Below are 22578 nucleotides of genomic sequence, written 5' to 3'. Positions count from 1 at the left end.
CATTTAGTAGGCATCACGGCGTTGCCGCACTACGCTGCGCCCATGAGCATGCTCACTCCCCCCGGCATGGGCGGCAAGTACCGCATCACGGGGGCCAAATATCCGCGTATGCGCCGGAACCGCGGCCGCCGCAGGATCGTGCTCGCGGTCGTCGCGTCCGTCGTAGCCGCCGGTCTGGTCGGCTGGGGAACCCTGCAGCTCATCGACGTCTTCACGGGCGGCGACACGGCCACCGCCGCGGGCTCGCGCGCCGACTGCGACCCCAAGGAGGCCCGGTCGGCCAAGGCACCCGCGCCGAAGCCGCTGCCCAAACCGGGCCAGATCACCGTGAACGTCTTCAACGCCACGCCCCGCGGCGGCCTCGCCAAGGACACCGCGGACGAGCTGAAGAAACGTGGCTTCGCCATCGGCAAGGTGGGCAACGCGACGAAGGCGTACGACAAGAAGGTCAAGGGCACCGGGATACTGCTCGGCGCCAAGACCGCCACGGACACCGCGATTCCCGTACTCGGCACCCAGCTCGCCGGCACCGAGCAGCGGACGGACGCCCGCAAGGGCGGCGAGGTGGACCTCATCCTGGGTACGCAGTTCAAGGATCTGGCAAAGAAAGAGGACGCCGACAAGGCCCTGGCGGTACTCGCCGAGCCCAAGCCGACGCCCTCTACGTCCAGCGGCAAGAAGGACTGCTGAAAAAGAACTGCTGAGCGCTGCTCGTGAATCGCTGAGCAATCGCTGAGCAATCGCTGAGCAATCGCTGAGCAATCGCTGAGCGCTACTCCGCGGTCCCGTACATCCGGTCCCCGGCGTCGCCGAGTCCCGGCACGATGTAGCCGTTCTCGTTGAGCCGCTCGTCGACCGACGCCGTCACGACCGTCACCGGCGTGCCCGCCAGCTCGCGCTCCATGACCTCGACGCCCTCGGGCGCCGCGAGGAGCACCACGGCGGTCACGTCGTCCGCGCCGCGCTTGATCAGCTCCTGGATGGCCGCGACGAGCGTGCCGCCGGTGGCCAGCATCGGGTCCAGGACGTAGACCTGGCGTCCTGAGAGGTCCTCGGGCATGCGCGTCGCGTACGTCGACGCCTGCAGCGTCTCCTCGTCGCGGATCATCCCGAGGAAGCCCACCTCGGCGGTCGGAAGCAGCCGCACCATGCCGTCCAGCATGCCGAGCCCCGCGCGCAGGATCGGCACGACCAAGGGGCGCGGGTAGGACAGCTTGACGCCCGTCGTCGGCGTGACCGGGGTCTCGATGTCGACCTGCTCGGTGCGCACGTCCCTGGTGGCCTCGTACGCGAGCAGGGTGACCAGCTCGTCGGCGAGGCGCCGGAAGGTCGGGGAGTCGGTGCGCTTGTCGCGCAGCGTGGTGAGTTTGTGCGCCACCAGCGGGTGGTCGACGACGTGGATCCGCATGCCCTCAACAGTAACCGCGCCCCGCACCGCCCGGACTCCCTCGCGCTCCGACTGCCTCGCTGTGGCATCAAACCCGCCATCCGGGGGAAAGTGGACGTACGACCTGGGGTGGTGTGGCCTGTGGCGGAGCAAGAGCCGGAGCGCGCAGCCGACGGGACGTCGCGCGGCGCCCCCGAGAGCGACTTCGAGAGCGACCTCGAGGACGAAGCCGAGCGCCGGCGCCGCCGCGCCCAGTTCCTCAATGAACTGGCCGAGGCACGCGAGCTCCGCGACCGTGTGAAGCCGCGCCGCGCCCGGGCGGCACGGATGCGTCAGCAGATGCGTATGCGCACGTTCCGCTGGTAGCGGCTGCCCCTCGCGCAGGCCCCGGAGAGGGGTCTTGGAAACGCGAAGCGGACACAGCGGGCGGAAGACCTCTCCTCAGGCCGTGGTTTCTGCCACGATTCCGAGTGAGCGGGGCTTGAACAGCACTCCCCCGCTCCCCGAACTCGCCGGGGGGACACCCAAACCGTCAACCGGCGCTGTCTATGACCAGTGGGAGAGTCACGGTGTACTTCGCCGCACTGCTCGCGCGCACCGAAGACGGGTGGGAAGCGAGCGACACGGAGCTCGACGATGTGGAGACCCTGGCGGATCTGGCCGACCTGGCCCGTGAAGCCACGGCCGAATACGACGACGACACAGTGCTCGTTTTCATCGAACAGGAAGACGCGTGGTTCGGCGTCGTCCGCGTGGACGGTGAGGAGGACCCTCGTATCTACGTCTCGGACGCGGCCGCGGCCGCCCGTAGTTCGTACGGAGAGATCCTGCTCACCGACGAAATGCTCGGCCGTGAGCCGGGCACCGACGATCCGGGCGTCGATCTGGACGCCCTCGACCTCGACGGCACGGAGGACGGCGAACCGGCCGGCTCCGACGCCTCGTCCGAATCCGACGGCGACGATGACGACGCCGAAGGGTCCGGCGGCGACGCCGTGCCCGCCGGGCCGCTCGGCGACACGGAGCTCCTGAGCGACCTCGGCGTACCGGACAAGGAGCTGCTCGCTCTGGAGGCCGGTGACGCGCTCAGCGAGATCGCCGAGATCCTCGGGGCGGCGGAGGTGCTGGAGACCGTCCGCTAGGTTCCCGGTGTGACCGACCAGAACGACCCGAACGACCCGAACGACCCGAACGACCAAACCGACCAGACACCCGACCCCGTACGCGACCGCTGGCGGGCGCCCATGCGGCTCGCCCTGGCCGAGGCCGAACTGGCCGTCCGGGGCGGCGACGTGCCCGTCGGCGCCGTCGTGCTGTCCCCGGACGGCACGACGGTGCTCGCGGCGGGCCACAACGAACGCGAGGCGACCGGCGACCCCACGGCGCACGCGGAGGTACTCGCCATCCGGCGGGCGGCGAAAGAGCTCGGCGAGTGGCGGCTGACGGGCTGCACGCTCGTCGTCACCCTGGAGCCCTGCACGATGTGCGCGGGCGCGCTCGTGCAGTCGCGCGTCGACCGGGTCGTCTACGGAGCGCGTGACGAGAAGGCGGGCGCCGCGGGCTCGCTCTGGGACGTCGTACGCGACCGAAGGCTCAATCACCGGCCCGAGGTGATCCACGGGGTCCTCGCGGATGAGGCCTCGGGGCAGCTCACACGCTTCTTCCGGGAGCGCTGAGCCAAACGGATTTCGGACCACGGGCAACTTTGGGCTAGAGTTCCTCTCGGTAGCGTGTCCGAGCGGCCGAAGGAGCTCGCCTCGAAAGCGAGTGTGGCGCAAGTCACCGTGGGTTCAAATCCCACCGCTACCGCTCTCAACACGAAGGGCCCCGTCCAATGGACGGGGCCCTTCGTCGTTCGTCGTGAATGCGCCGTGAAGTGAATGTGCCGTGAAAGTCAGGCCGGGGGAAGCGGCATCGGGGGGACAAGCCGCTCCCCCCGATGAGGACTGGAACCCTCAAGTCAGCGCCGTCATCCGGGGGGAAGCCGACGGCGCGTGACCCCGCAGTGGGGCCAGTCCCGTGCCCGCGGATTCCTGCCGGACCCGCTGCGGCACATCACCCATCCTGCTCCCGCCGGAATGGGGAAAAGTCAGGCAAAGGGCCTGTGCCATGGGGCCGTTGGTCCTTAAAAGCCTTGTGAGGACACGCCGGGTTAGACTCTCGCCCGTCACAGAGGTCACACGGGGCGCGCGTAAGGGGAGGCCGAAGAGCGTGGCGGTGCAGTGGAAAAAGGTCGGGCTCTTCGCGGTCGTCGTCTTCATCCTGTACGTGATCATCACCGACCCGGCCAAGGCCGCGGACTACGTGCAGATAGGGTTCGAGGCGGTCTCGAGTGCCGCTCAGAGCATCGGTGACTTCATGACATGGGTCGCCAACGGCGGCAAGGACTGAGCGGCCCGTCCGCCCCCGCCTTCCCAGGAGCCCGCATGATCCGCCATCTGGTCCTCTTCAAGCTCAACGACGGTGTGCAGCGCGACGAGCCGCGCGTCGTCGAGGGCGTCAAGGCCTTCCGCGCGCTCGGTGAGCAGATCCCGGAGCTGACGTTCTGGGAGTGCGACTGGAACATCACCGACCGGCCCATCGCGTACGACTTCGCCATCAACTCGGCGGTCGAGGACACCGATGCGCTGAAGCGGTACCTCGAACACCCGGCCCATCAGGCGGGCGTCGCCCTGTGGCGGGAGTTCGCCACGTGGGTGATCGCGGACTACGAGTTCTGAGCGACCCGCCAAACGAGCCCCTCACCGGAACGGTGAGGGGCTTTGCTGCGTCTTACGCCCCAACTTGCCCTCAACACGGCGTTATGCGGTGCTTGCACACAGTGCACATGTCTTGTGATGCTATGACCGCTTTGACGGACGGGTTGACCAAGGTCGACTGAGCTTGACTGGGATTGACCGAGAAGGGGTGGCGTTGACCGTGCCGGCCAGTACTGCGCCCGAAGCACCACCCGTGACGCCGCTAGCGAGCACCCCGGGCATCCAGAGCACCCCGGGGACCCAGAGCACCCCGGGCACCCAGAGCACCCCAGGCACCCCAGGCACCCAGAGCACTCAGAGCACCCGGGGTGCCGACACCCGCGCCCTGACGCAGGTGCTCTTCGCCGAGCTCAAGGGGCTCGAGCAGGGCAGCCCCGAGCACGGCCGGGTGCGCGGCGCGCTCATCGAGGCGAATCTGCCGCTGGTGCGGTACGCGGCGGCCCGCTTCCGCAGCCGCAACGAGCCGATGGAGGACGTCGTCCAGGTCGGCACGATCGGGCTCATCAACGCCATCGACCGCTTCGACCCCGACCGCGGCGTGCAGTTCCCGACGTTCGCGATGCCCACGGTGGTCGGCGAGATCAAGCGGTACTTCCGCGACAACGTACGAACGGTCCACGTCCCGCGCCGCCTTCACGAGCTGTGGGTGCAGGTCACCGGGGCCACCGAGGACCTCACCACGGCCTTCGGGCGCTCGCCCACGACCGCGGAGATCGCCGAACGCCTGCGGATCACCGAGGAGGAGGTCCTGGCCTGCATCGAGGCCGGACGCTCGTACCACGCAACGTCGTTGGAGGCGGCCCAGGAGGGCGACGGGCTGCCCGGTCTGCTCGACCGGCTCGGCTACGAGGATCCGGCGCTCGACGGCGTCGAGCACCGCGACCTCGTCCGCCATCTCCTCGTCCAACTGCCCGAGCGCGAACAGCGGATCCTGCTCCTTCGCTACTACAGCAATCTGACGCAGTCACAGATCAGCGCGGAGCTGGGCGTTTCCCAGATGCATGTGTCTCGACTCCTCGCCAGAAGCTTCGCGCGACTGCGATCCGCAAACCGGATCGAGGCGTAACCGGATCGAGTGGACCTCCGCTCGCGCGGTTCTCGACATTCCCTCGCGCCGAAAACCCCCGCACCCCCTCTCTCCTGCGGTGATGTCACCCTTATTTGTCGACATGTAACTACAGCGTGTTGCCGACATGTGACATTCTGCTGGAACCGCGTTTGCCGCAGCCCCACGTCCGGTATTCAGGTGGAGGCTGCGTTCCTCCGACGGGAGCGTCCGCCGTGACCGTCCGCGACCTCAAGGGGGTGGCATGTCCGCAGACCAGGGCAGCTCGAAGGTGCTCACGCTCACGAAGAGCGAAACCGCGCCCGACGCGCTTTTGGCCCAAGCCGTATCCGGGCCTTCCGAAGCCATCGACACCCGCACCCTGTCCCGCTCCCTTTTCCTGCGGCTCGCCGCACTCGACAAGGACAGCCCGGAGCGCGTCTATGTGCGAGACACGCTGATCGAGCTCAACCTCCCTCTCGTCCGGTACGCGGCGGCCCGCTTCCGCAGCCGCAACGAACCGATGGAGGACATCGTCCAGGTCGGCACGATCGGTCTCATCAAGGCGATCGACCGCTTCGACTGCGAACGCGGCGTGGAATTCCCGACGTTCGCGATGCCGACCGTCGTCGGTGAGATCAAGCGCTTCTTCCGCGACACGAGTTGGTCGGTGCGCGTCCCGCGCCGCCTCCAGGAGCTGCGGCTCGCGCTGACCAAGACCAGCGACGAGCTGGCCCAGCGGCTCGACCGCTCCCCGACGGTGCCGGAACTCGCCAAGGCGCTCGGCGTCTCGGAGGAGGACGTGGTCGACGGGCTTGCGGTGGGGAACGCCTACACGGCGTCCTCGCTGGACTCGCCCGCCCCCGAGGACGACGGCGGCGAGGGCTCCCTCGCGGACCGTCTCGGGTACGAGGACAGCGCCCTTGAGGGTGTGGAGTACCGCGAGTCCCTCAAGCCGCTGCTCGCCAAGCTGCCGCCGCGCGAGCGCCGCATCATCATGCTGCGCTTCTTCGCGAACATGACGCAGTCGCAGATCGGCGAGGAGGTCGGCATCTCGCAGATGCATGTGTCCCGGCTGCTCACCCGGACTCTCTCTCAGCTTCGGGAAGGGCTGATCGCGGACTGAGTGGGGCCCTGCGGTGCTCAATGCGCCGCAGGGTGACCGGTGTTGTTGACGGGGTTCCTAAGTGACGGACCGTCAGCCACACTGGCGCGATGCGACGTGGCGTACGGAACGTACTTGGGGCCTCCACGGTTTTGCTGTGCCTGGGCGGTGGGCTTGTCGCCTGCGGCGGCGGGAGCGGTGACGGCTATGTCGCCACCGGGGCGGCGGCGGAGCGCCCGGCCAAGGCGCCGGGTTCCGGTGTGGCGCCTACCGGGGATGTCGAGCTGGTCCCGCTGGACGGCAGTGAGGCGCCGCCGGACGGCGACGGGGGTGGCTCCTCCCGGGCCCCGAAGGAGAGCGGTTCCGCTGACAGCGGTCCTGCCGGTGACTCGCCCGGTGGCAAGTCGCCCGGCGGCAGCGAGAGTTCGGGGGCCCCGGCCGAGTCCGACGGCTCGGCTCCCGTCAGCGGCGGCGACGACTCCGGTCGTACGGAGAGTCCTTCGGCTCGTCCGTCCGCGCCCGGTACGAGTACGTCGCCTCCCGGGCCCGCGAAGCTGAGTGTCGGCGAACCCGAGCTGAAGCCTGCCGATGAGCGGTGGTGCGAGAAGGTGACCGTCGCTTTCCGCAACACCGGGGAAACCGCGGTGCGTTCAGGGACGGTCACCTTTGAGACGCACGTCATCGGGGCGCTCGGCGTCGACTGGGCGACGCTTGAGTCCACCGAGAAGCTGCCTGCGCCTATCGGTGCGGGGAAGCGGGTGGAGAAGACCTGGCCTGTCTGCGTGGACCCGTGGCGGGTGCCGTTGGGCATGCATGTGGAGACTCGGGACGTCTCGGTGAAGTGGAAGTAGCGGGACTTTCGGCTGCGGGTCGGAGGTGGCCGGTCGCGCGGTTCCCCGCGCCCCTAAAGGGGCGCCCCCGCCGCTTGAATTACTTGAGGGCCAGCCAGGCCACGCCCGCCACCACGGCGATCGCGAGGACCACACCGATGATCAGGCCGATGCGCGGGCCCGAGGACGCTGCCGTCTGCTGCTGATGGCTGGACTGCGGCTCCTCGTCCACGAAGGCGCGGAACATCTGTGTGCTGCCGGCGGGGTCGGGGTTGCCCTGGGGACCCTGGGGGTTGTGTGCCATGGAGAAGGACCCTAGCGAATCCTCCGGTCCCGGCCCAACCCCCTCTGACCATGGACTTTACGAGCATGGTCCCAGACCTTTGCCGACTCTTTAGGGCGTTGGTCCGGTTTTAGTTTGCCTGCGGCAACCAACTGTCTCTATCGTTGCCCTAAGCAACAACATAGGAGGTGCCGTGGCCGCGCAGCGTCAGTACGAGGAGCTGGCCCGACAGCTCAGCGCGATCGGTGCCGTGAAGCGTGGCCTGGGACGTGGGCTGCCGGCCGACTGCCCGAGCGGATCCGCCGCCGTACTCGTCCTGCTCGCCCGGCACGGCGAGATGCGGATGAGCAGGCTCGCCGAGCTGCTCGCCGTGGACATGTCGGTGACCAGCAGGCACGTGGCCCATGTGGCGGAGAAGGAATGGATCCACCGCGATCCCGACCCCGCCGACAAGCGCTCCCGGATCCTGCGCCTGACCCCTGAGGGCAAGGCCAAGGTCGCCGAGCTGACCGACCTGTCCATCAGGACACTCACCCATTACTTGCACGACTGGACCGACGACGAAGTCGTCCAGCTCAGCACGCTGCTCGCGCGCCTGCGCGACAGCTTCGGGGACTGCCGCGCGGCTTCGGCCCGGCTCCCTCACCCCGCTGAAGAGACCACCCGTACACCCGCGTAACGAAGAGGAAGCCCATGGCAACAACCACACCGTCCGGTGTGCGGGGCAGCCACGCCAAGCACGGAGCACATCACGACGAGAACGCTCCGATGACGCACCGCCAGATCATGGAGGCCCTTTCCGGCCTGCTGCTCGGCATGTTCGTCGCGATCCTGTCGTCGACGATCGTCTCCAACGCCCTGCCCGAAATCATCGGCGACCTCGGCGGCGGCCAGTCCGCCTACACCTGGGTCGTCACCGCATCGCTGCTCGCGATGACGGCGACCACGCCCCTGTGGGGCAAGCTGTCCGACCTCTTCAGCAAGAAGGCGCTCGTACAGATAGCCCTGGTCATCTATGTGCTGGGGTCTGTTGTCGCCGGGCTCTCGCAGAACGCGGGCATGCTCATCGCCTGCCGTGTCGTGCAGGGCATCGGCGTGGGCGGTCTCTCCGCCCTCGCGCAGATCGTGATGGCCGCGATGATCTCCCCGCGTGAGCGCGGGCGTTACTCCGGCTACCTCGGGGCCACGTTCGCGGTCGCGACCGTCGGCGGCCCGCTGCTCGGCGGTGTCATCACCGACACCGACTGGCTCGGCTGGCGCTGGTGCTTCTACGTCGGCGTGCCCTTCGCGATCATCGCCCTGATCGTGCTCCAGAAGACCCTGAAGCTCCCCGTCGTGAAGCGGGACGTCAAGGTCGACTGGGCCGGCGCCTTCTTCATCTCGGCCGCCGTCTCGCTGCTCCTGGTCTGGGTCACCTTCGCCGGTGACAAGTACGACTGGCTGTCCTGGCAGACGTACGCGATGGTCGGCGGTTCGGTCGTGCTCGGCGCGATCTTCCTGCTCGTCGAGTCCAAGGCGAGCGAGCCGATCATCCCGCTGCGGCTCTTCCGCAACCGCACCATCACACTGGCCTCCCTCGCCTCGCTCTTCGTGGGTGTCGCGATGTTCGCGGGCACGGTGTTCTTCAGCCAGTACTTCCAGCTGGCGCGCGACAAGTCGCCGACGATGTCCGGCGTCATGACGATCCCGATGATCGCGGGTCTGTTCGTCTCCTCGACGGTCTCGGGCCAGATCATCACCAAGACCGGTAAGTGGAAGGCCTGGCTGGTCGCGGGCGGTGTGCTGCTGACCGCGGGGCTGGGCCTGCTCGGCACGATGCGGTACGACACCGAGTACTGGCACATCGCGATCTTCATGGCGATCATGGGCCTCGGCGTCGGCATGATGATGCAGAACCTCGTCCTCGCCACGCAGAACCAGGTCGCTCCCGAGGACCTCGGTTCCGCGAGCTCCGTCGTCACCTTCTTCCGTTCCCTCGGTGGCGCCATGGGTGTCTCGGCGCTCGGCGCCGTGATGTCCACGCGCATCACCGACTACGTGAAGGACGGCCTGGAGGACCTCGGTCCGAAGGCCGCGGCCATGGGTCACGGCGGCACCGGTGGCGGTGGCATCCCGGACCTGGACGCCCTTCCCGCGCCGCTGCGCACGGTCATGGAGAGCGCCTACGGGCACGGCATCGCCGATGTCTTCCTGATCGCCGCGCCGATGGCGCTCATCGCCTTCCTGATCACGCTCTTCATCAAGGAGGTCCCGCTGCGTACGTCGGGTGCCCTCGCCCAGGCCGCCGAGTCGTCCGACGCGGACGCTCCGGCCACCGCCTCCGGTACCGGCGTCGAGCAGGCCGATGAGCCGGTCCTCGCCTCCGTCGCCGCGCACACCGAGGCAGGACCCGAAGGCACGCAGAAGCTCGCCGCGGTCGCCTCGTCCGCCGCCGGGGAAGCCCCGGTGCGGACCACGGGCGGCGGCACTCCGGTGCGCGGCTTCGTGCGGGGCGCCGAGAGCGCTCCGGTGCCGCGGGCCGCGGTGACGCTGATCTCCCTCGGGGGACGGCAGCTGGGCCGCGCGGTCGCGCAGGGCGACGGTTCCTACGCCGTGGACGCCCCGGGTGCGGGCTCGTACGTACTGATCGCGTCGGCCGACGGCTTCCAGCCGCAGGCTTCGACGATCGTCGTGGCCGACGAGGCCCTCGCGTACGACATCCTGCTGAGCGGCACGAGCGGCCTCAGCGGTGTGGTGCGGGCCTCCGACGGCAAACTGCCGGTCTCGGGCGCGATGGTCATCGTGACCGATGTGCGCGGCGATGTGCTGGCCACCGGACTCACCACCGACCAGGGCGAGTTCACCTTCGCCGAGCTGGTGCCCGGCCAGGTCACCATCGCGGTGAACGCCACCGGTCACCGCCCGACGGCGCTGCCGGTCGAGGTCGGCGCGGTCGGTGTCACCCGGGTCGAGGTCGAGCTGAAGTCCGGTTCGCAGGTGCTCGGCACCGTGCGGGCCAAGGGCGGACCGCTGAACGACGCGCGGGTCACGCTGGTGGACGCGGCGGGCAACGTCGTCGCCACCGCCACCACGGGGCCGGACGGGGCGTACGCCTTCACCGACCTGGACAACGGCGAGTACACGGTCATCGCGACCGGATACCCGCCGGTGGCGACGGGCCTGACCGTCGCCGCGGACGGCGTCGACGGCCACGACATCGAACTCGCCCACCCCGGCGAGTAATTGACCCCGGCCCGTGCGCGCGTACTCGAGCGGATGCGCGCGCACGGGCCGGTGTGGAAAGGGCCCCCGGGTGGTGGTGACGTACACGGCAGGGGACGGCCGGGTCACCACCGCCGGGGGCCGCACTCTTTTGAAGCTTGGCTTGGCAAGGAGATAAACGGGATGGGACCGGGACTTACAGCGCGGATCCGGACGCGTGACGGCTGGGCGGTATCCCACGCCGTCGTCACCCTCACCGACATGACGGGTACGCAGGTGCTGCGGGCCGCCGCGGACGGGGAAGGCGCCGTGCGCGACGCGACGACGCTGCCGCCCGGCCCGTACACGGTGATCGTCACGGCGGTCGGCTACGCGCCCGTGGCCTCGACCGCGCTCGTCACCGCGAGCGGCCGCGCCGAGGTCGGCAGCGTCGTCCTCGCCAGGACGGGCGGCACGGAGCTGCCGCCGCCGGGGCCGTGGACCATCGACCCCGCGCACTCCACCGTGGGCGCGACCGCCCAGCATCTGGGGATCACCAGCGTGCACGGCCGGTTCACCGAGTTCGGCGGGCGGATCGAGATCTCCGAGGACGTGGAGAAGTCGCGGGTCGAGGCGGTCATCACGTCCTCGTCCATCGACACGGGCAACGGCATGCGGGACGGCCACCTGAAGTCCCCCGACTTCCTGGACGTCGACCAGTACCCCGAGCTCACCTACCGCTCGACCGGGCTCACCCCGGCCGGCTCCGACCGCTGGACGGTGCACGGCGAACTGACCATGCACGGTGTCGTACGCCCGGTCGACCTGGACCTGAGCTACCTCGGTACGGGGGCTGACCCCTGGGGCGGGACGCGGGCGGCGTTCCGGGCCACTGCGGAGCTGCGCCGCGAGGACTTCGCGATGAACTACAACCAGGTGGTGCAGGCGGGCATCTCGGCGATCGGCACCACGCTGCGGGTGGAGCTGGACGTCCAGGCGGTGCAGGGGGATTCGCTGCCGCAGGGCTGAGGGGACCGCCGAACAAGCCTTTCCCGCCGGCCCGATTGCCCCGGGGTAGTCGGGTGGGTGGGAGACATCCGCCGCGAAGCGGCGGGACAGGAAAGCCGCCCACTCGCAGGCCTAGTCGCAGGCCTGGCGGCCCGCTACAGCTTCGCCTCGATGCCCGCGATCATCAGGTCGAGGGCCACCGAGAAGTCCAGCTCCCACATCTCCTCGACCGTGTTCCCGCCCCGCGCCTCCAGCATGTCGGAGGCGCTGTGCAGGGTCTCTTCCAGGTCCGGATGGGCGCTGACCGCGCCCATGGCCTCCTTGAAGTACTCCCCCGGCGTCATCCCCGCCGCGGCGCACCGCGCGAGGTAGTGGCCCTGCACGGTGCCGAATCCGTACACGAACTGGAAGACCGCGGCGATCGCGCCGGTCTGCTTCTCGGTCGGCAGGCCGGTGCTGCGCACCACCTGCTGCACCGCCAGGGCGAACTTGATCCAGTTCGGCCCGATGTTCAGGAACGTGCCGACCAGGGGGGACACCCAGGCGTGCCGGACCAGCAAGGCCCGGTATTCCTGGGCCAGTTCCCGCAGGGACTCGCGCCACCTGCCGGGGACGACGGACTCCGCGTCCGGCAGGTTCATCTCGCCCGCGGCCGCGTCCAGGGCCAGTTCGAGCAGGTCGTCCTTGGTGTCGACGTACCAGTACACGGACATCGCCGTGACGTTCAGCTCGGCGGCGAGGCGCCGCATGGAGAACTTGGCGAGGCCCTCCTCGTCGAGGAGACGGACCGTGGCCTCGGTGATGCGGTCACGGTCGAGGCCCGTCGGCTGATCACCTCTGCGGCCCGCGCCGTTGCGGGGGGCTTTGCCCTCCAGCCAGACGCTGGTCCGCGCGGGGCGCTTCGCGCGGTCGGCTGCCTTCGCCATGGCGCACCTTCCTGGTCCTGAGCTCTTGTGCCGGTCATCCGGAGCGGGCAGCAAACCGGAATCGTCCGGTCCGCCGCCCGCCCTCGATGCTATGCGGACGCCTGCTGGCCAGAGTCTGCCCTCTCCGCCCGCTTCAGCAACGCGGCCGCGACAACGCCTCCGAGGAACACGGCGACCGCCCCCACCAGCTGGCTGGTCTCCAGGCCCGAGGAGAACGCGTCCGCGATCCGCGCCCGCTCGCCCTCCGTCCGCGCCGCGGCGAGCGCGGCGGGCAGCGAGGCCGCGGACACGGCCACGAGCGAGGCGAACTTCGAGTTGAGGACCGCGCCGAGGACGGCCACGCCGAGCCCGTTGCCGAACTCCGCGAGCGTGCCGTTGACGCCCGCGCCCACGCCCGCCTTCTCCGGCGGGATCGCGCTCATGATGGCGTTGGCCATGGCCGGCATGGCGAGCGCGATGCCCGCGCCCATCACGATGAGCCCGGTCAGCATTCCGGCGTAGTTGTCGCCGCCGAGGACCGCGATCGCCGCGAGCCCCGCCGAGAGCAGGGTCATGCCGATGGCGATGGTCACGGGAGTGCTCGTCTTCTTAAGAAGCCGTGCGCCGAGACCGGTGAAGTTGAGCGCGACGACCGTGACCGCGAGCGGCGCCGTCCGCAGGCCCGCCTCCAACGGCTCGTATCCGAGGACGAACTGGAGGTGCTGGGTGAGCAGGAAGAGCGAGCCGCCCATGCCGAAGGCGACCAGGATGGCGCCCGCGACGGCGCCGATGAAGCGCTGGTTGCGGAAGAAGTGCATGTCCAGCATCGGGTACGGGATGCGCAGCTCCCACCAGACGAAGACGCCGAGTACGACGACACCCACCGCGGCCGCGACCAGGACCTGCGTCGACGTCCAGCCGTGCTCGGGCCCGGAGATGATCGCGTAGACGACCGATGCCATGCCGATGGTGGAGAACACCGCGCCGAGCAGGTCGGGGCGGTCGCCCTGCGGGTTCTTGGACTCGGGGATCAGCTTCACCACGGCGACGAAGCCGAGGACCGCGACGGGGATGTTGATCAGGAAGATCGCGCCCCACCAGAAGTGGTTCAGCATGACGCCGCCGACCAGCGGGCCGATCGCGAAGCCGAGGGAGTTGACGGTCGACCAGAGGCCGATCGCCTTCATCCGCTCGCTGTCGTCGAAGATCTGCACGATGACGGCGAGCGTGGTGGTCATCAGGAGCGCGCCGCCGATGCCCATCCCGGCCCGCGCGGCGATGAGCTGCGTGGAGGACTGGGCGAGACCCGCGACCAGCGAGCCGATGCCGAAGAGGGCGAGGCCCGCGGCGAGCATCTTCTTGCGGCCGTAGCGGTCGGCGGCGCTGCCCGCGGTGAGCAGCAGGCCGGACTGGACGAGCGAGTAGGCGTTGATCATCCACTGGATGTCGGCCGTGGACGCGTCCAGCTCCTTGGTGAGGGAGGGGATCGCGACGTTCAGGACGGTGTTGTCCAGGAGGACGGTGAGCGTGGCGAGGCAGATGACGCCGAGGATCAGCCAGCGCTGGGGGTGCCTCTGGGGGGTGGTGGGGGACTCGGCGGTCGTCGTTGCCGTCATACCCTCTCCTTCTGCTTATACGGTGTACGGGATGTCAGCGACGTACACCGTAAAGCATCTCCCGTACGGCGTACAAGAGAGTTTGCGGAGAGGGTGTGACGGCAACGGGCCCGGCGGCCGGGAGCGTCAGCTCTTGGGCTGCGTCAAGTCGTAGAACGTGGCGCTGCCGACCGTGACCTTCTTGAAGGAGTCCTCCACCCAGGAGGTGATCTTCGATGCGGCGCCGCTGTCGCCACCCATACCGCCGCCTCCGCCCTGGCCGCCCTGGCCGCCCGAGATGAAGTAGTGCACCTTCCCGTCGGCCACGTACTGCTTGAACTGGGCGAGGGTCGGTGACGGGTCGCTGCCGTTGAAGCCGCCGATCGCCATCACCGGGTCGCCGGTGGCGAGCTGGTAGCTCGCGGCGTTCTGCGAGCCGATGGCGGCCGCCGCCCAGGTGTAGTCCCCGGCGTTCGCCTCCAGGAGCTTCTTCGCCTTGCCGCTGACCTGGGCGCCGTTCAGGAGGCCGCCCATGCCGCCGGCGCCACGCTCACCCATTCCGCCGCCGGGCATGCCGCCTTGGCGACCGGTCTGACCCTGCTGCTTGCCCTGGCCACCCTGCTGGCTGCCGGGCGGCTGCCCCATGCCGCCGCCGTTCTGGCCGCCCGTCGGGGGCTGCATGGCGTTGCCCTGCTGGCCACCCTGCTGGCCGCCTTGCTGGCCCGGCGGCTGCATCCCGCCGCCACCGCCACCACCGGGTCGGCCGCCACCGCCGCCGCCAGGTCCGCCCATGCCGCCCGCCGACGCGGGACCTGCCGTCACGATCGACCCCGTGTGTGCGCTGTTCACAGTGGAGAGCGTGTAGGCGACCGGGCCCGCGACCGAAGCGGCGAAGCTCAACCCGATGGCCGCGATGGCCAGTTGGCGCCCGAGGCGTGCCGCGAGCAGCAGGCCGAGCGCGCCCGCGAGGCCGCCGATCAGGACCGCCCAGCGCAGCCACGGCACGTAGTCCGGGGTCCGCCCGAGCAGGACGTACCCCCACCAGGCCGTACCCGCGACGGCCGCGCCGAGCAGCGCGCCCGCCCACCACTTGGCGCGCTCCTCCCACAGGACCGTGGCGCCCATGCCGATCAGCGCCGCGATGTAGGGGGCGAGGGCGACCGTGTAGTACTGGTGGAAGATGCCCGCCATGAAGCTGAAGACGGCGGCCGTCATGAGCAGCGAGCCGCCCCACGCGACGAACGCCGAGCGCGTGGTGTCGGTCCTGCGGGCCTTCCAGGTGAGGACGATGCCGCCGACCAGGAGGATCAGCGCGGCCGGAAGCAGCCACGAGATCTGGCTGCCGATCTCGGAGTTGAACATCCGGCCGATGCCGGTCTCGCCCCACTGACCGCCGCCGCCACCGCCGCCGGGGCCGCCGCCACCGCCCACGCTGCCGGTCTCCTCGCCGTTGATGCGGCCGAGGCCGTTGTAGCCGAAGGTCAGCTCCAGGAAGGAGTTGTTCTGCGAGCCTCCGATGTACGGGCGTGACGACGCGGGCCACAGCTCCACGATCGCGACCCACCAGCCGCCCGCGACGACCATCGCGAGCCCGGAGAGGGCGAGTTGGCCGAAGCGCTTGCGCAGCCTGACGGGCGCGCACACCGCGTAGAGGACCGCGAGCGGCGGCAGGATCAGGAACGCCTGCAGCGTCTTGGCGAGGAAGGCGATGCCGACCGCCACGCCCGCCCAGACCAGCCACTTGGTGCGGCCGTGCTCCAGGGCGCGGAGCACGCAGTACACGGTGACGGTCATCAGGAGGGCGAGCAGCGCGTCCGGGTTGTTGAACCGGAACATCAGCGCGGCGACGGGGGTGAGCGCGAGCACGGCGCCCGCGATCAGACCGGCCACCGGGCTGAAGCGGCGGCGCACCGCCGCGTAGAGCACGCCGACCGTGGCGACGCCCATCAGGACCTGCGGGGCGAGCACCGCCCAGGAGTTGAGCCCGAAGAGGCGTACCGAGAAGGCCATCGGCCAGAGCGATGCCGGGGGCTTGTCGACGGTGATCGCGTTGCCCGCGTCGAGCGAGCCGAAGAACATCGCCTTCCAGCTCTGGCTGCCCGCCTGGACGGCCGCCGAGTAGAAGGAGTTGGCGTAACCGGACGCGCTGAGGTTCCAGAAGTAGAGGACGGCGGTCGCGAGCAGCAGGCCGAGGAACGCGGGGCGCGCCCAGCGGGGGTCGTCGGGGCGGCCGCGCCAGAGTCGGGCGGGCAGTGCGCGCGGGCTCCGGTGGGCGGGTGAGCCCGGCACCGCCACGTGAAGTGGCTCCGCCATCTGGGGAGTTGTGGTCATCGTGCGTTCCTCGGGTCGGGTGCGTAGTCGGGTGCGTAGTCGGCTGCGTGATCGGCTGCGTGATCGGCTGCGTAGTCGGCTGCGTAGTCGGCTGCGTGATCGGCTGCGTAGTCGGCTGCGTAGTCGGCTGCGTGATCGGCTGCGTAGTCGGCTGCGTAGTCGGCTGCGTGATCGGGTGCGTGAGTCAGCTCGTACGAGGCTTCGGAGCGCCGCTCCGGGAACACCCACGCCCGCAGCAGCAGGAACCGCAGCACCGTCGCCGCGAGGTTCGCCGCGATGAGCACCGCGAGTTCCGTGGAGTGGGAGGGGTCGCCGGAGGCCGCGCCGAGGGCGGCCAGCGAACCGCTGGTCAGGGCGAGGCCGATCGCGAAGACGACCAGGCCCTGTGCCTGATGGCGCATGGCACGGTCGCGGCCGCGCACCCCGAAGGTGAGCCGCCGGTTGGCGGCGGTGTTGGCGACCGCGGAGACCAGCAGGGCCGGCGCGTTCGCCACCTGCGACCCCGTGAACGTACGGAAGCCGGAGTAGAGCAGCAGATAGAAGAGCGTCGAGAGCGCGCCCACCACGCAGAAGCCGACCAGCTGGCGGGCGAGTCCGCCGGGCACGCCGGTCAGCTGCCGGTCCCGCGGATCGTCCCCGAAGGGGCGGGCGAGCCGGTCGAGCGGCAGCGCGCCGACCGCGAGGGCACGCCCGACCCGCCACACCCCCTTGAGGTCGTCCGTGGCCGTCTTGACCAGGTGGACGGTGGAGTCGGGGTCGTCGACCCAGTCGACCGGCACCTCGTGGATGCGCAGCCCCGCGCGCTCGGCGAGCACCAGCATCTCGGTGTCGAAGAACCATCCGGTGTCCTCGACCAGCGGCAGCAGCACGGCCGCCACATCACCCCTGATCGCCTTGAATCCGCACTGGGCGTCGGAGAAGCGGGCGTGCAGCGAGCCGCGCAGGATGAGGTTGTACGTACGCGAGATGAACTCGCGCTTGGGGCCGCGCACCACCCGCGAGCTGCGCGCGAGCCGGGAGCCGATCGCCAGGTCCGAGTGGCCGGAGATCAGCGGCGCGACCAGCGGGAGCAGCGCGTTGAGGTCGGTGGACAGGTCGACGTCCATGTAGGCGAGTACGGGGGCGTCCGAGGCCGACCAGACGGCGCGCAACGCCCGTCCGCGGCCCTTCTGTTCGAGCCGTCGGTACTCGACATCGGCGCTCGCGGCGGCGAGTCCGGCCGCCACCTGCGGGGTGCGGTCCGTGGACGCGTTGTCCGCGATGGTGATGCGGAAGGGATAGGGGAAGGTGCGGACGAGATGGTCGTGCAGGCGCCGCACACACGGCCCGAGGTCCTTCTCCTCGTTGTAGACGGGGATCACGATGTCCAGGACGGGTACGTCGCGCCATCCGGCGGGAAGGTGCGCCCGCGCCGGCAGAGTGACCGAGCAAGCGCCGCCCGGGGAAGAGTCGGTGGTTTGCATGCCACCGACATTCGTCAAGTGGTCTGTCAGGCCTGTGTGGTGAGCCTGTGGCCCGCCTGTGAGTCCCAGCTGGGGCCGCTGACCTGCTGCGATGCGGCGGGCAGCGGCACCGATGCGACAGGCAGCGGCACCGATGCGACAGGCAGCGGCACCGATGCGGCGGGCAGCGTCACCGATGCGGCGGGCAGCGTCACCGCGAACACCGTCCGCCCCGGCACGCTCTCCACCGTCACGGTGCCGCCGTGCGCGGTCACTATCGCGTGCACGAGGGCGAGGCCGAGCCCGGTGGACCCGGCGGTGCGGGAGCGCGACGCGTCGCCGCGGGCGAACCGTTCGAAGACGTGCGGGAGGAGGGCGGGGGCGATGCCGGGGCCGTCGTCCTGGACCTCGAGGCGTACGCCGTGTCCGGCGTCCCGCAGCACGCGCGCCGTGACCTTCGTGCCCGGCGGGGTGTGGGTGCGGGCGTTGGCGAGGAGGTTGACGACGACCTGGTGGAGGCGGGCGGCGTCGGCGAGGACGAGCGCGGGCTCGTCCGGCAGTGCGAGGGACCAGTGATGCTCAAGGCCTGCGGCGCGGGCATCGCTGACGGCATCCACCACCAGCGGTGAGAGATCGGTGCTCTCGTACGAGAGCGGCAGTCTCGCACCACCGGGACGCGCGTCGCCGACCCGCCCCTCGTCAAGACGGGCGAGCAGCAGCAGATCCTCCACGAGCCCCGTCATCCGCTGCGCCTCGGACTCGATCCGCCCCAGCGCGTGCCGCGTATCGGGACCGGTCGCCTCCCGTCCCCGGCGCGTCAGTTCGGCGTACCCACGGATCGAGGCGAGCGGCGTACGCAGCTCATGGCTGGCGTCCGCGACGAACCGCCGCACCCGCGTCTCGCTCTCCTGGCGCGCGTGCAGCGCGGAGTGCACATGGTCGAGCATCCGGTTGAGCGCGGCGCCCACCTGCCCGACCTCGGTGTTGGGCGCCGCGTCGGGGACACGCTCGTACAGCGTCACCTCGCCGCTGTGCAGCGGGAGTTCGGAGACCCGCGTAGCGGTCGCCGCGACCCGGCGCAGCGGGCGCAGCGCGACGCCGACCATGACAGCGCCGGCCAGCGACGCGGCCACCAGGCCCGCCGCGGTGACGCTGACCTCGACGATGATCAACGTATTGAGGGTGTTCTGCACCTTGGCGGTGGGGACGCCGACGAGGAAGTCGCCGTTGGATCCTGTCGCGTACTGCACGCGGTACTCGCCGAGGCCGGGGATGTCGACGTTGTGCGGCTTCTCGTCGTGCGGCACGTCGCCGAGCGCCGCGGACTGGTCCGCGTCGAGCTGCTCGGTCCGGGGCTCGAGGCTGCCGCGCGCGTTCTCCTTCTCGGTGCTGACCAGGGCCTCGCCGACCTCACCGTCGCTCTCGACGACGGCGCCTATGGTGCCGACCTCCTGGGGCCCCTTGGCGACGAACTCCAGCGGATCCTCGCCGCCCGGCAGCTTGCCGTGGCCGCCGCCCGCAAGACGCGCCTCGGGCGGCGGCCCCGACGCGCGCATCGCGACCGCGCCGAGCGAGCTGTCCAGCTGGTCGTACAGATGGGAGCGCAGCGCGATCGTCGTCACCGTCCCGATCACCGCGCAGACGACGGCGATCAGCGCCACCGCCGAGACGACGAGCCGCGTCCGCAGCGACCGCGGCTGCCGCCGCCACGTCATGAGACCTGTTTCATGAGGCGGCCGCGCCCTCGACCGAAGGGGCGGCCTTGATCAGATATCCGGCGCCGCGCCGCGTGTGGATCATCGGCTCCCGGCCCGCGTCGATCTTCCTGCGCAGATACGAGATGTAGAGCTCGACGACGTTGGCCTGGCCCCCGAAGTCGTAGCTCCACACCCGGTCGAGGATCTGGGCCTTGCTGAGCACGCGCCGCGGATTGCGCATCAGATAGCGGAGCAGCTCGAACTCGGTGGCCGTGAGGTGGATGGAGTCCCCGCCCCGCGTCACCTCGTGGCTGTCCTCGTCCAGGGTGAGGTCCCCGACGGCGAGCACGGACTCGCTGCGCCGGTCGCTGGCCCCGGCCCGCCGGATGAGTCCGCGAAGCCGCGCCACGACCTCCTCCAGGCTGAAGGGCTTGGTGACGTAGTCGTCGCCGCCGGCGGTGAGCCCGGCGATGCGGTCCTCGACGGCGTCCTTGGCCGTCAGGAAGAGCACCGGCACGTCGGGCAGCTCACGCCGCAGCCTGCCGAGCACGGCGAGGCCGTCCATGTCGGGCAGCATCATGTCGAGCACCACGGCGTCGGGCCTGAAGGACCGCGCGGCGCGCACCGCACCGGCCCCGTCGCCCGCGCTGCGGATCTGCCAGCCCTCGTAGCGCAGCGCCATGGAGAGCAGCTCGGTCAGCGACACCTCGTCGTCCACGACGAGGACGCGTACGGGACTCCCGTCCGGCCTGAGCAGTTCGGTACGCCCCTGGGGCGAGGTCGTAGTCATGGCTGACAGCCTGCGCCGCGCCCCTGAGAGAGCTCTTGCCGGAACCTGTGAATTCCCTGAGAAACGCGCCCGCGCCAGGCCTGGGCGGTCAGGCCCAGGTGGGCAGCCCGAAGAGCCGCGCCCCGTTCCCGTGACAGACGGCCCGCAGCCAGTCGTCCCCCAGGCCGAGCCGCTCCAGGGCGTGCAGCTGATGGACGTACGCGTACGGAATGTTGGGGAAGTCCGTGCCGAGCAGGATCCGCTCGCCCAGGTCGGCGAGGCGCGGCAGCTGCGCGCGCGGGAAGGGGCTGAACCGCTCGGTGAAGTCGGTGAACGCCATGGTCGTGTCGAGCCTGACCTCCTGATGGCGCTCGGCGAGCTCCAGGAAATCGACGTACTCCGACATCCCCATGTGCGCCACGACCAGGCGCAGCCGTGGATGCCGGGCGAGCAGCCGCCCGATGGGCTCGGGCCCGGTGTGCTTGCCGGGCGCGGGCCCCGACCCGCAGTGCGTCACGACCGGGATACCGGCCTCGGCGAGCAGCCCCCAGACGGGGTCGAGGAGGGTGTCATTGGGGTCGTAGGCCCCCACCTGCACATGCGCCTTGAAGACCCGCGCCCCGGCGTCGACGGCCTCGCGCACATACGCCTCGACGTCCGGCTCGGGATAGAACGTCGCCGTGTGCAGACAGTCGGGCGTCGCGCGGGCGAACTCGGCGGCCCAGCCGTTCAGCCACCGCGCCATGCCCACCTTGTGCGGGTAGACCATCGACGTGAAGGCCCGCACCCCGAACTCCCGCAGGAGCGCGATCCGTTGCTCTTCCTCGTGCCGGTAGACGACCGGCCACGACATCCCGACCAGCGGCCCGGCCGCGTCGAAGTACTCCCACACCTTCGCGAGGACCCGCTCGGGCATGAAGTGCGTGTGTACGTCGACGAGTCCGGGCAGCCCGAGCCGCGCCCAGAAACGGACGACGTCGGCGGCCTCGCTGGCCCCACCAGCCCCGCTAGCCCCGCTCAAAGCCGTAGCTCCGCTCCACCTTGGCGACATGGAGGGAGTACGTCTCGTACCACACCTCACGCCCCCGCCGCTGCGCGGCCCGGTGCTCCGCCACGGCGCGCCACTCCTTGATCGCGTCCTCGTCGCGGAAGTAACTGACGGTGATGCTGAGCCCGCCGGGCGTGCGTGCGTGGTCCATTCCCAGGAAGCCGGGGATCTTCGCGACCAGCTCCTCCATGTGCTCGGCGGTCTCGCCGTAGCCGTGGTCGCCCTCGGTCCGCAGGGAGGTGAACACGACGGTGTAGTAAGGGGGTTCGAAGGGCGGGACAGGCGGGACAGGCGCTACGGGCTGATCACTCATGTCCCTCAGGCTCGGTCACGCACCCCGCACTGTCCACCCCTTCCCCGCCTTCATTGCCATACGGGCAGCGAGACTTGACCCTCCGGTCAGCTCCGGTCGACTTCACCGGCGTACGCCTCAGAAAAGCCCGCCCTGCTCGACGGGCACCTCCCGCACCGGAACCGTCGTACGCGTAGTCGCGCCCTGAACCGCCTCAAGCCGCCACCCCCGCAACAGCCTGCTGTCGAGCACGACAAGCCGCCCCGCGTCATCCAGACACAGATCGGGCCCGGCCACGGCGACCAGCTCCCCCGAGACCACCCCGCCGTCGACGAGTTCCGTGACGGCGTGGCCAGGCACCCCCGAGAGCCGCTCCACCCCAAAGGCCTCCCCGTGGTCCACCACATCCGCGGGCAGCCGCTCCAGGGACTCCGGCCACCCATCGAGCGCGACCGCGAAGCCATACATCCGCTCCACCTCCGCCCGCCGCTCCTCGACCCCCGGCAGCGCGGCCCGCACGGCCCGCTTCCTGGCGTACGAGATCCGGTCCGGCACCTTGAGCGCGACCCGCAACAGTTCCTCGGTCCGCCTAGCCGCCATCAACGGCCCCCGCCCCAGCCACCCGAACGCCACCGCACCCTGTTCAAGCAGCCGCGCGGCGCCACGCTCCTCCCGGGTGATCCCGACCTTGACCATCCCGGGCCCGAACCACGCCAGATACACGCGATAGGTCCGCGGATCGTCGGCGATGGTGTCGGCGGCCACGGAATGCGCCCGATCAAGCCGCGCACACTCCGCACACCGGGCCTGCGTGGCCTTCCCCGCCACCACGGCGGCATCGGGACACGGATTCCCCCGCGCCCCCACACACCGACGCGGCCCACCGACCCGAAACCCCACAT

At 70.2% G+C, this 22578-nt stretch carries 23 protein-coding genes and 1 tRNA gene; 13 read left to right on the top strand and 11 right to left on the bottom strand.

Annotated features, from left to right (window positions below):
* Positions 1-42: 42 nt before the first annotated feature.
* Positions 43-690 (top strand): LytR C-terminal domain-containing protein, encoded by a 648-nt coding sequence (locus E2651_RS14645; RefSeq protein WP_135331554.1) that lies wholly within the window; start codon positions 43-45, stop codon positions 688-690.
* 82 nt (positions 691-772) lie between these two features.
* On the opposite strand, the gene upp is transcribed toward E2651_RS14645, so the two are convergent.
* Positions 773-1408: a uracil phosphoribosyltransferase gene (gene upp / locus E2651_RS14640; protein WP_135331553.1), complete on the bottom strand. Its 636-nt coding sequence runs from the start codon at positions 1406-1408 to the stop codon at positions 773-775.
* A gap of 120 nt (positions 1409-1528) precedes the next feature.
* On the opposite strand from upp, the gene E2651_RS14635 reads away from it, so the two are divergent.
* The 9 genes from E2651_RS14635 (at position 1529) to E2651_RS14595 (ending at position 7147) form a co-directional block, all read left to right on the top strand.
* Complete coding sequence (locus E2651_RS14635; RefSeq protein WP_245238823.1) at positions 1529-1753, top strand: hypothetical protein; 225 nt, start codon at positions 1529-1531, stop codon at positions 1751-1753.
* 203 nt (positions 1754-1956) lie between these two features.
* Positions 1957-2529 carry a hypothetical protein gene (locus E2651_RS14630; RefSeq protein WP_135331566.1) on the top strand — a complete coding sequence of 191 codons (573 nt, stop codon included), beginning with the start codon at positions 1957-1959 and terminating at the stop codon, positions 2527-2529.
* A gap of 102 nt (positions 2530-2631) precedes the next feature.
* The gene (tadA, locus tag E2651_RS14625; protein ID WP_135331565.1) at positions 2632-3063 is read left to right on the top strand and encodes a tRNA adenosine(34) deaminase TadA; all 432 of its coding nucleotides are present in this window, start codon (positions 2632-2634) and stop codon (positions 3061-3063) included.
* A 48-nt stretch (positions 3064-3111) separates the two neighbouring features.
* Positions 3112-3196: transfer RNA gene (locus E2651_RS14620), tRNA-Ser, on the top strand.
* Between the two features lie 402 nt (positions 3197-3598).
* Entirely contained in the window at positions 3599-3778 is a 180-nt protein-coding gene (locus tag E2651_RS14615) for a hypothetical protein (RefSeq protein ID WP_135331551.1), read from the top strand.
* Positions 3779-3813: 35 nt separating this feature from the next.
* Positions 3814-4107: a Dabb family protein gene (locus tag E2651_RS14610; RefSeq protein WP_135331550.1), complete on the top strand. Its 294-nt coding sequence runs from the start codon at positions 3814-3816 to the stop codon at positions 4105-4107.
* 199 nt (positions 4108-4306) lie between these two features.
* Complete coding sequence (locus E2651_RS14605; RefSeq protein ID WP_135331549.1) at positions 4307-5212, top strand: RNA polymerase sigma factor SigF; 906 nt, start codon at positions 4307-4309, stop codon at positions 5210-5212.
* 244 nt (positions 5213-5456) lie between these two features.
* Positions 5457-6317 (top strand): RNA polymerase sigma factor SigF, encoded by an 861-nt coding sequence (locus tag E2651_RS14600; RefSeq protein ID WP_135331548.1) that lies wholly within the window; start codon positions 5457-5459, stop codon positions 6315-6317.
* An 89-nt stretch (positions 6318-6406) separates the two neighbouring features.
* Positions 6407-7147, top strand: coding sequence for a hypothetical protein (locus E2651_RS14595; RefSeq protein WP_135331547.1), 741 nt, complete (start codon positions 6407-6409; stop codon positions 7145-7147).
* A 79-nt stretch (positions 7148-7226) separates the two neighbouring features.
* Here E2651_RS14595 and E2651_RS14590 read toward each other — a convergent pair whose 3' ends face one another.
* Positions 7227-7430: a hypothetical protein gene (locus E2651_RS14590; RefSeq protein ID WP_135331546.1), complete on the bottom strand. Its 204-nt coding sequence runs from the start codon at positions 7428-7430 to the stop codon at positions 7227-7229.
* Positions 7431-7602: 172 nt separating this feature from the next.
* Between E2651_RS14590 and E2651_RS14585 the strand changes: the two genes are divergently transcribed.
* From E2651_RS14585 to E2651_RS14575, 3 genes are all read left to right on the top strand, one after another.
* A complete protein-coding gene (locus tag E2651_RS14585) occupies positions 7603-8088 on the top strand; it encodes a MarR family transcriptional regulator (protein ID WP_135331545.1) in 486 nt (161 codons plus the stop codon).
* A 14-nt stretch (positions 8089-8102) separates the two neighbouring features.
* A complete protein-coding gene (locus tag E2651_RS14580; protein WP_135331544.1) occupies positions 8103-10631 on the top strand; it encodes an MFS transporter in 2529 nt (842 codons plus the stop codon).
* Positions 10632-10793: 162 nt separating this feature from the next.
* The gene (locus tag E2651_RS14575) at positions 10794-11618 is read left to right on the top strand and encodes a YceI family protein (protein ID WP_135331543.1); all 825 of its coding nucleotides are present in this window, start codon (positions 10794-10796) and stop codon (positions 11616-11618) included.
* Between the two features lie 134 nt (positions 11619-11752).
* On the opposite strand, the gene E2651_RS14570 is transcribed toward E2651_RS14575, so the two are convergent.
* The 9 genes from E2651_RS14570 to E2651_RS14530 form a co-directional block, all read right to left on the bottom strand.
* Entirely contained in the window at positions 11753-12523 is a 771-nt protein-coding gene (locus tag E2651_RS14570; protein WP_135331542.1) for a TetR/AcrR family transcriptional regulator, read from the bottom strand.
* An 89-nt stretch (positions 12524-12612) separates the two neighbouring features.
* Positions 12613-14118, bottom strand: a complete 1506-nt coding sequence (locus E2651_RS14565; RefSeq protein WP_135331541.1) for an MFS transporter — start codon at positions 14116-14118, stop codon at positions 12613-12615.
* Between the two features lie 126 nt (positions 14119-14244).
* A complete protein-coding gene (locus E2651_RS14560; RefSeq protein WP_135331564.1) occupies positions 14245-16410 on the bottom strand; it encodes a glycosyltransferase family 39 protein in 2166 nt (721 codons plus the stop codon).
* Positions 16411-16424: 14 nt separating this feature from the next.
* The gene (locus E2651_RS14555; RefSeq protein WP_135331540.1) at positions 16425-17891 is read right to left on the bottom strand and encodes a bifunctional glycosyltransferase family 2/GtrA family protein; all 1467 of its coding nucleotides are present in this window, start codon (positions 17889-17891) and stop codon (positions 16425-16427) included.
* A 26-nt stretch (positions 17892-17917) separates the two neighbouring features.
* Positions 17918-19585, bottom strand: coding sequence for a HAMP domain-containing sensor histidine kinase (locus E2651_RS14550; RefSeq protein ID WP_135331539.1), 1668 nt, complete (start codon positions 19583-19585; stop codon positions 17918-17920).
* 10 nt (positions 19586-19595) lie between these two features.
* Positions 19596-20357 (bottom strand): response regulator transcription factor, encoded by a 762-nt coding sequence (locus E2651_RS14545; protein WP_167828791.1) that lies wholly within the window; start codon positions 20355-20357, stop codon positions 19596-19598.
* Between the two features lie 88 nt (positions 20358-20445).
* The gene (locus E2651_RS14540) at positions 20446-21357 is read right to left on the bottom strand and encodes an amidohydrolase family protein (RefSeq protein ID WP_245238821.1); all 912 of its coding nucleotides are present in this window, start codon (positions 21355-21357) and stop codon (positions 20446-20448) included.
* Positions 21344-21697 carry an antibiotic biosynthesis monooxygenase gene (locus E2651_RS14535; protein WP_135331536.1) on the bottom strand — a complete coding sequence of 118 codons (354 nt, stop codon included), beginning with the start codon at positions 21695-21697 and terminating at the stop codon, positions 21344-21346. Before E2651_RS14535 ends, E2651_RS14540 begins: the two co-directional genes overlap by 14 nt.
* Before the next feature lie 117 nt (positions 21698-21814).
* A complete protein-coding gene (locus tag E2651_RS14530) occupies positions 21815-22576 on the bottom strand; it encodes a DUF2797 domain-containing protein (RefSeq protein ID WP_245238819.1) in 762 nt (253 codons plus the stop codon).
* Positions 22577-22578: the final 2 nt, after the last annotated feature.

This window comes from Streptomyces sp. MZ04 (genome assembly GCF_004684775.1).
In the GTDB taxonomy this organism is placed as follows: Bacteria; Actinomycetota; Actinomycetes; order Streptomycetales; family Streptomycetaceae; genus Streptomyces.
The sequence above is the reverse complement of the archived record's forward strand: the minus strand, read 5'-3'. Positions and strand labels throughout refer to the sequence as shown.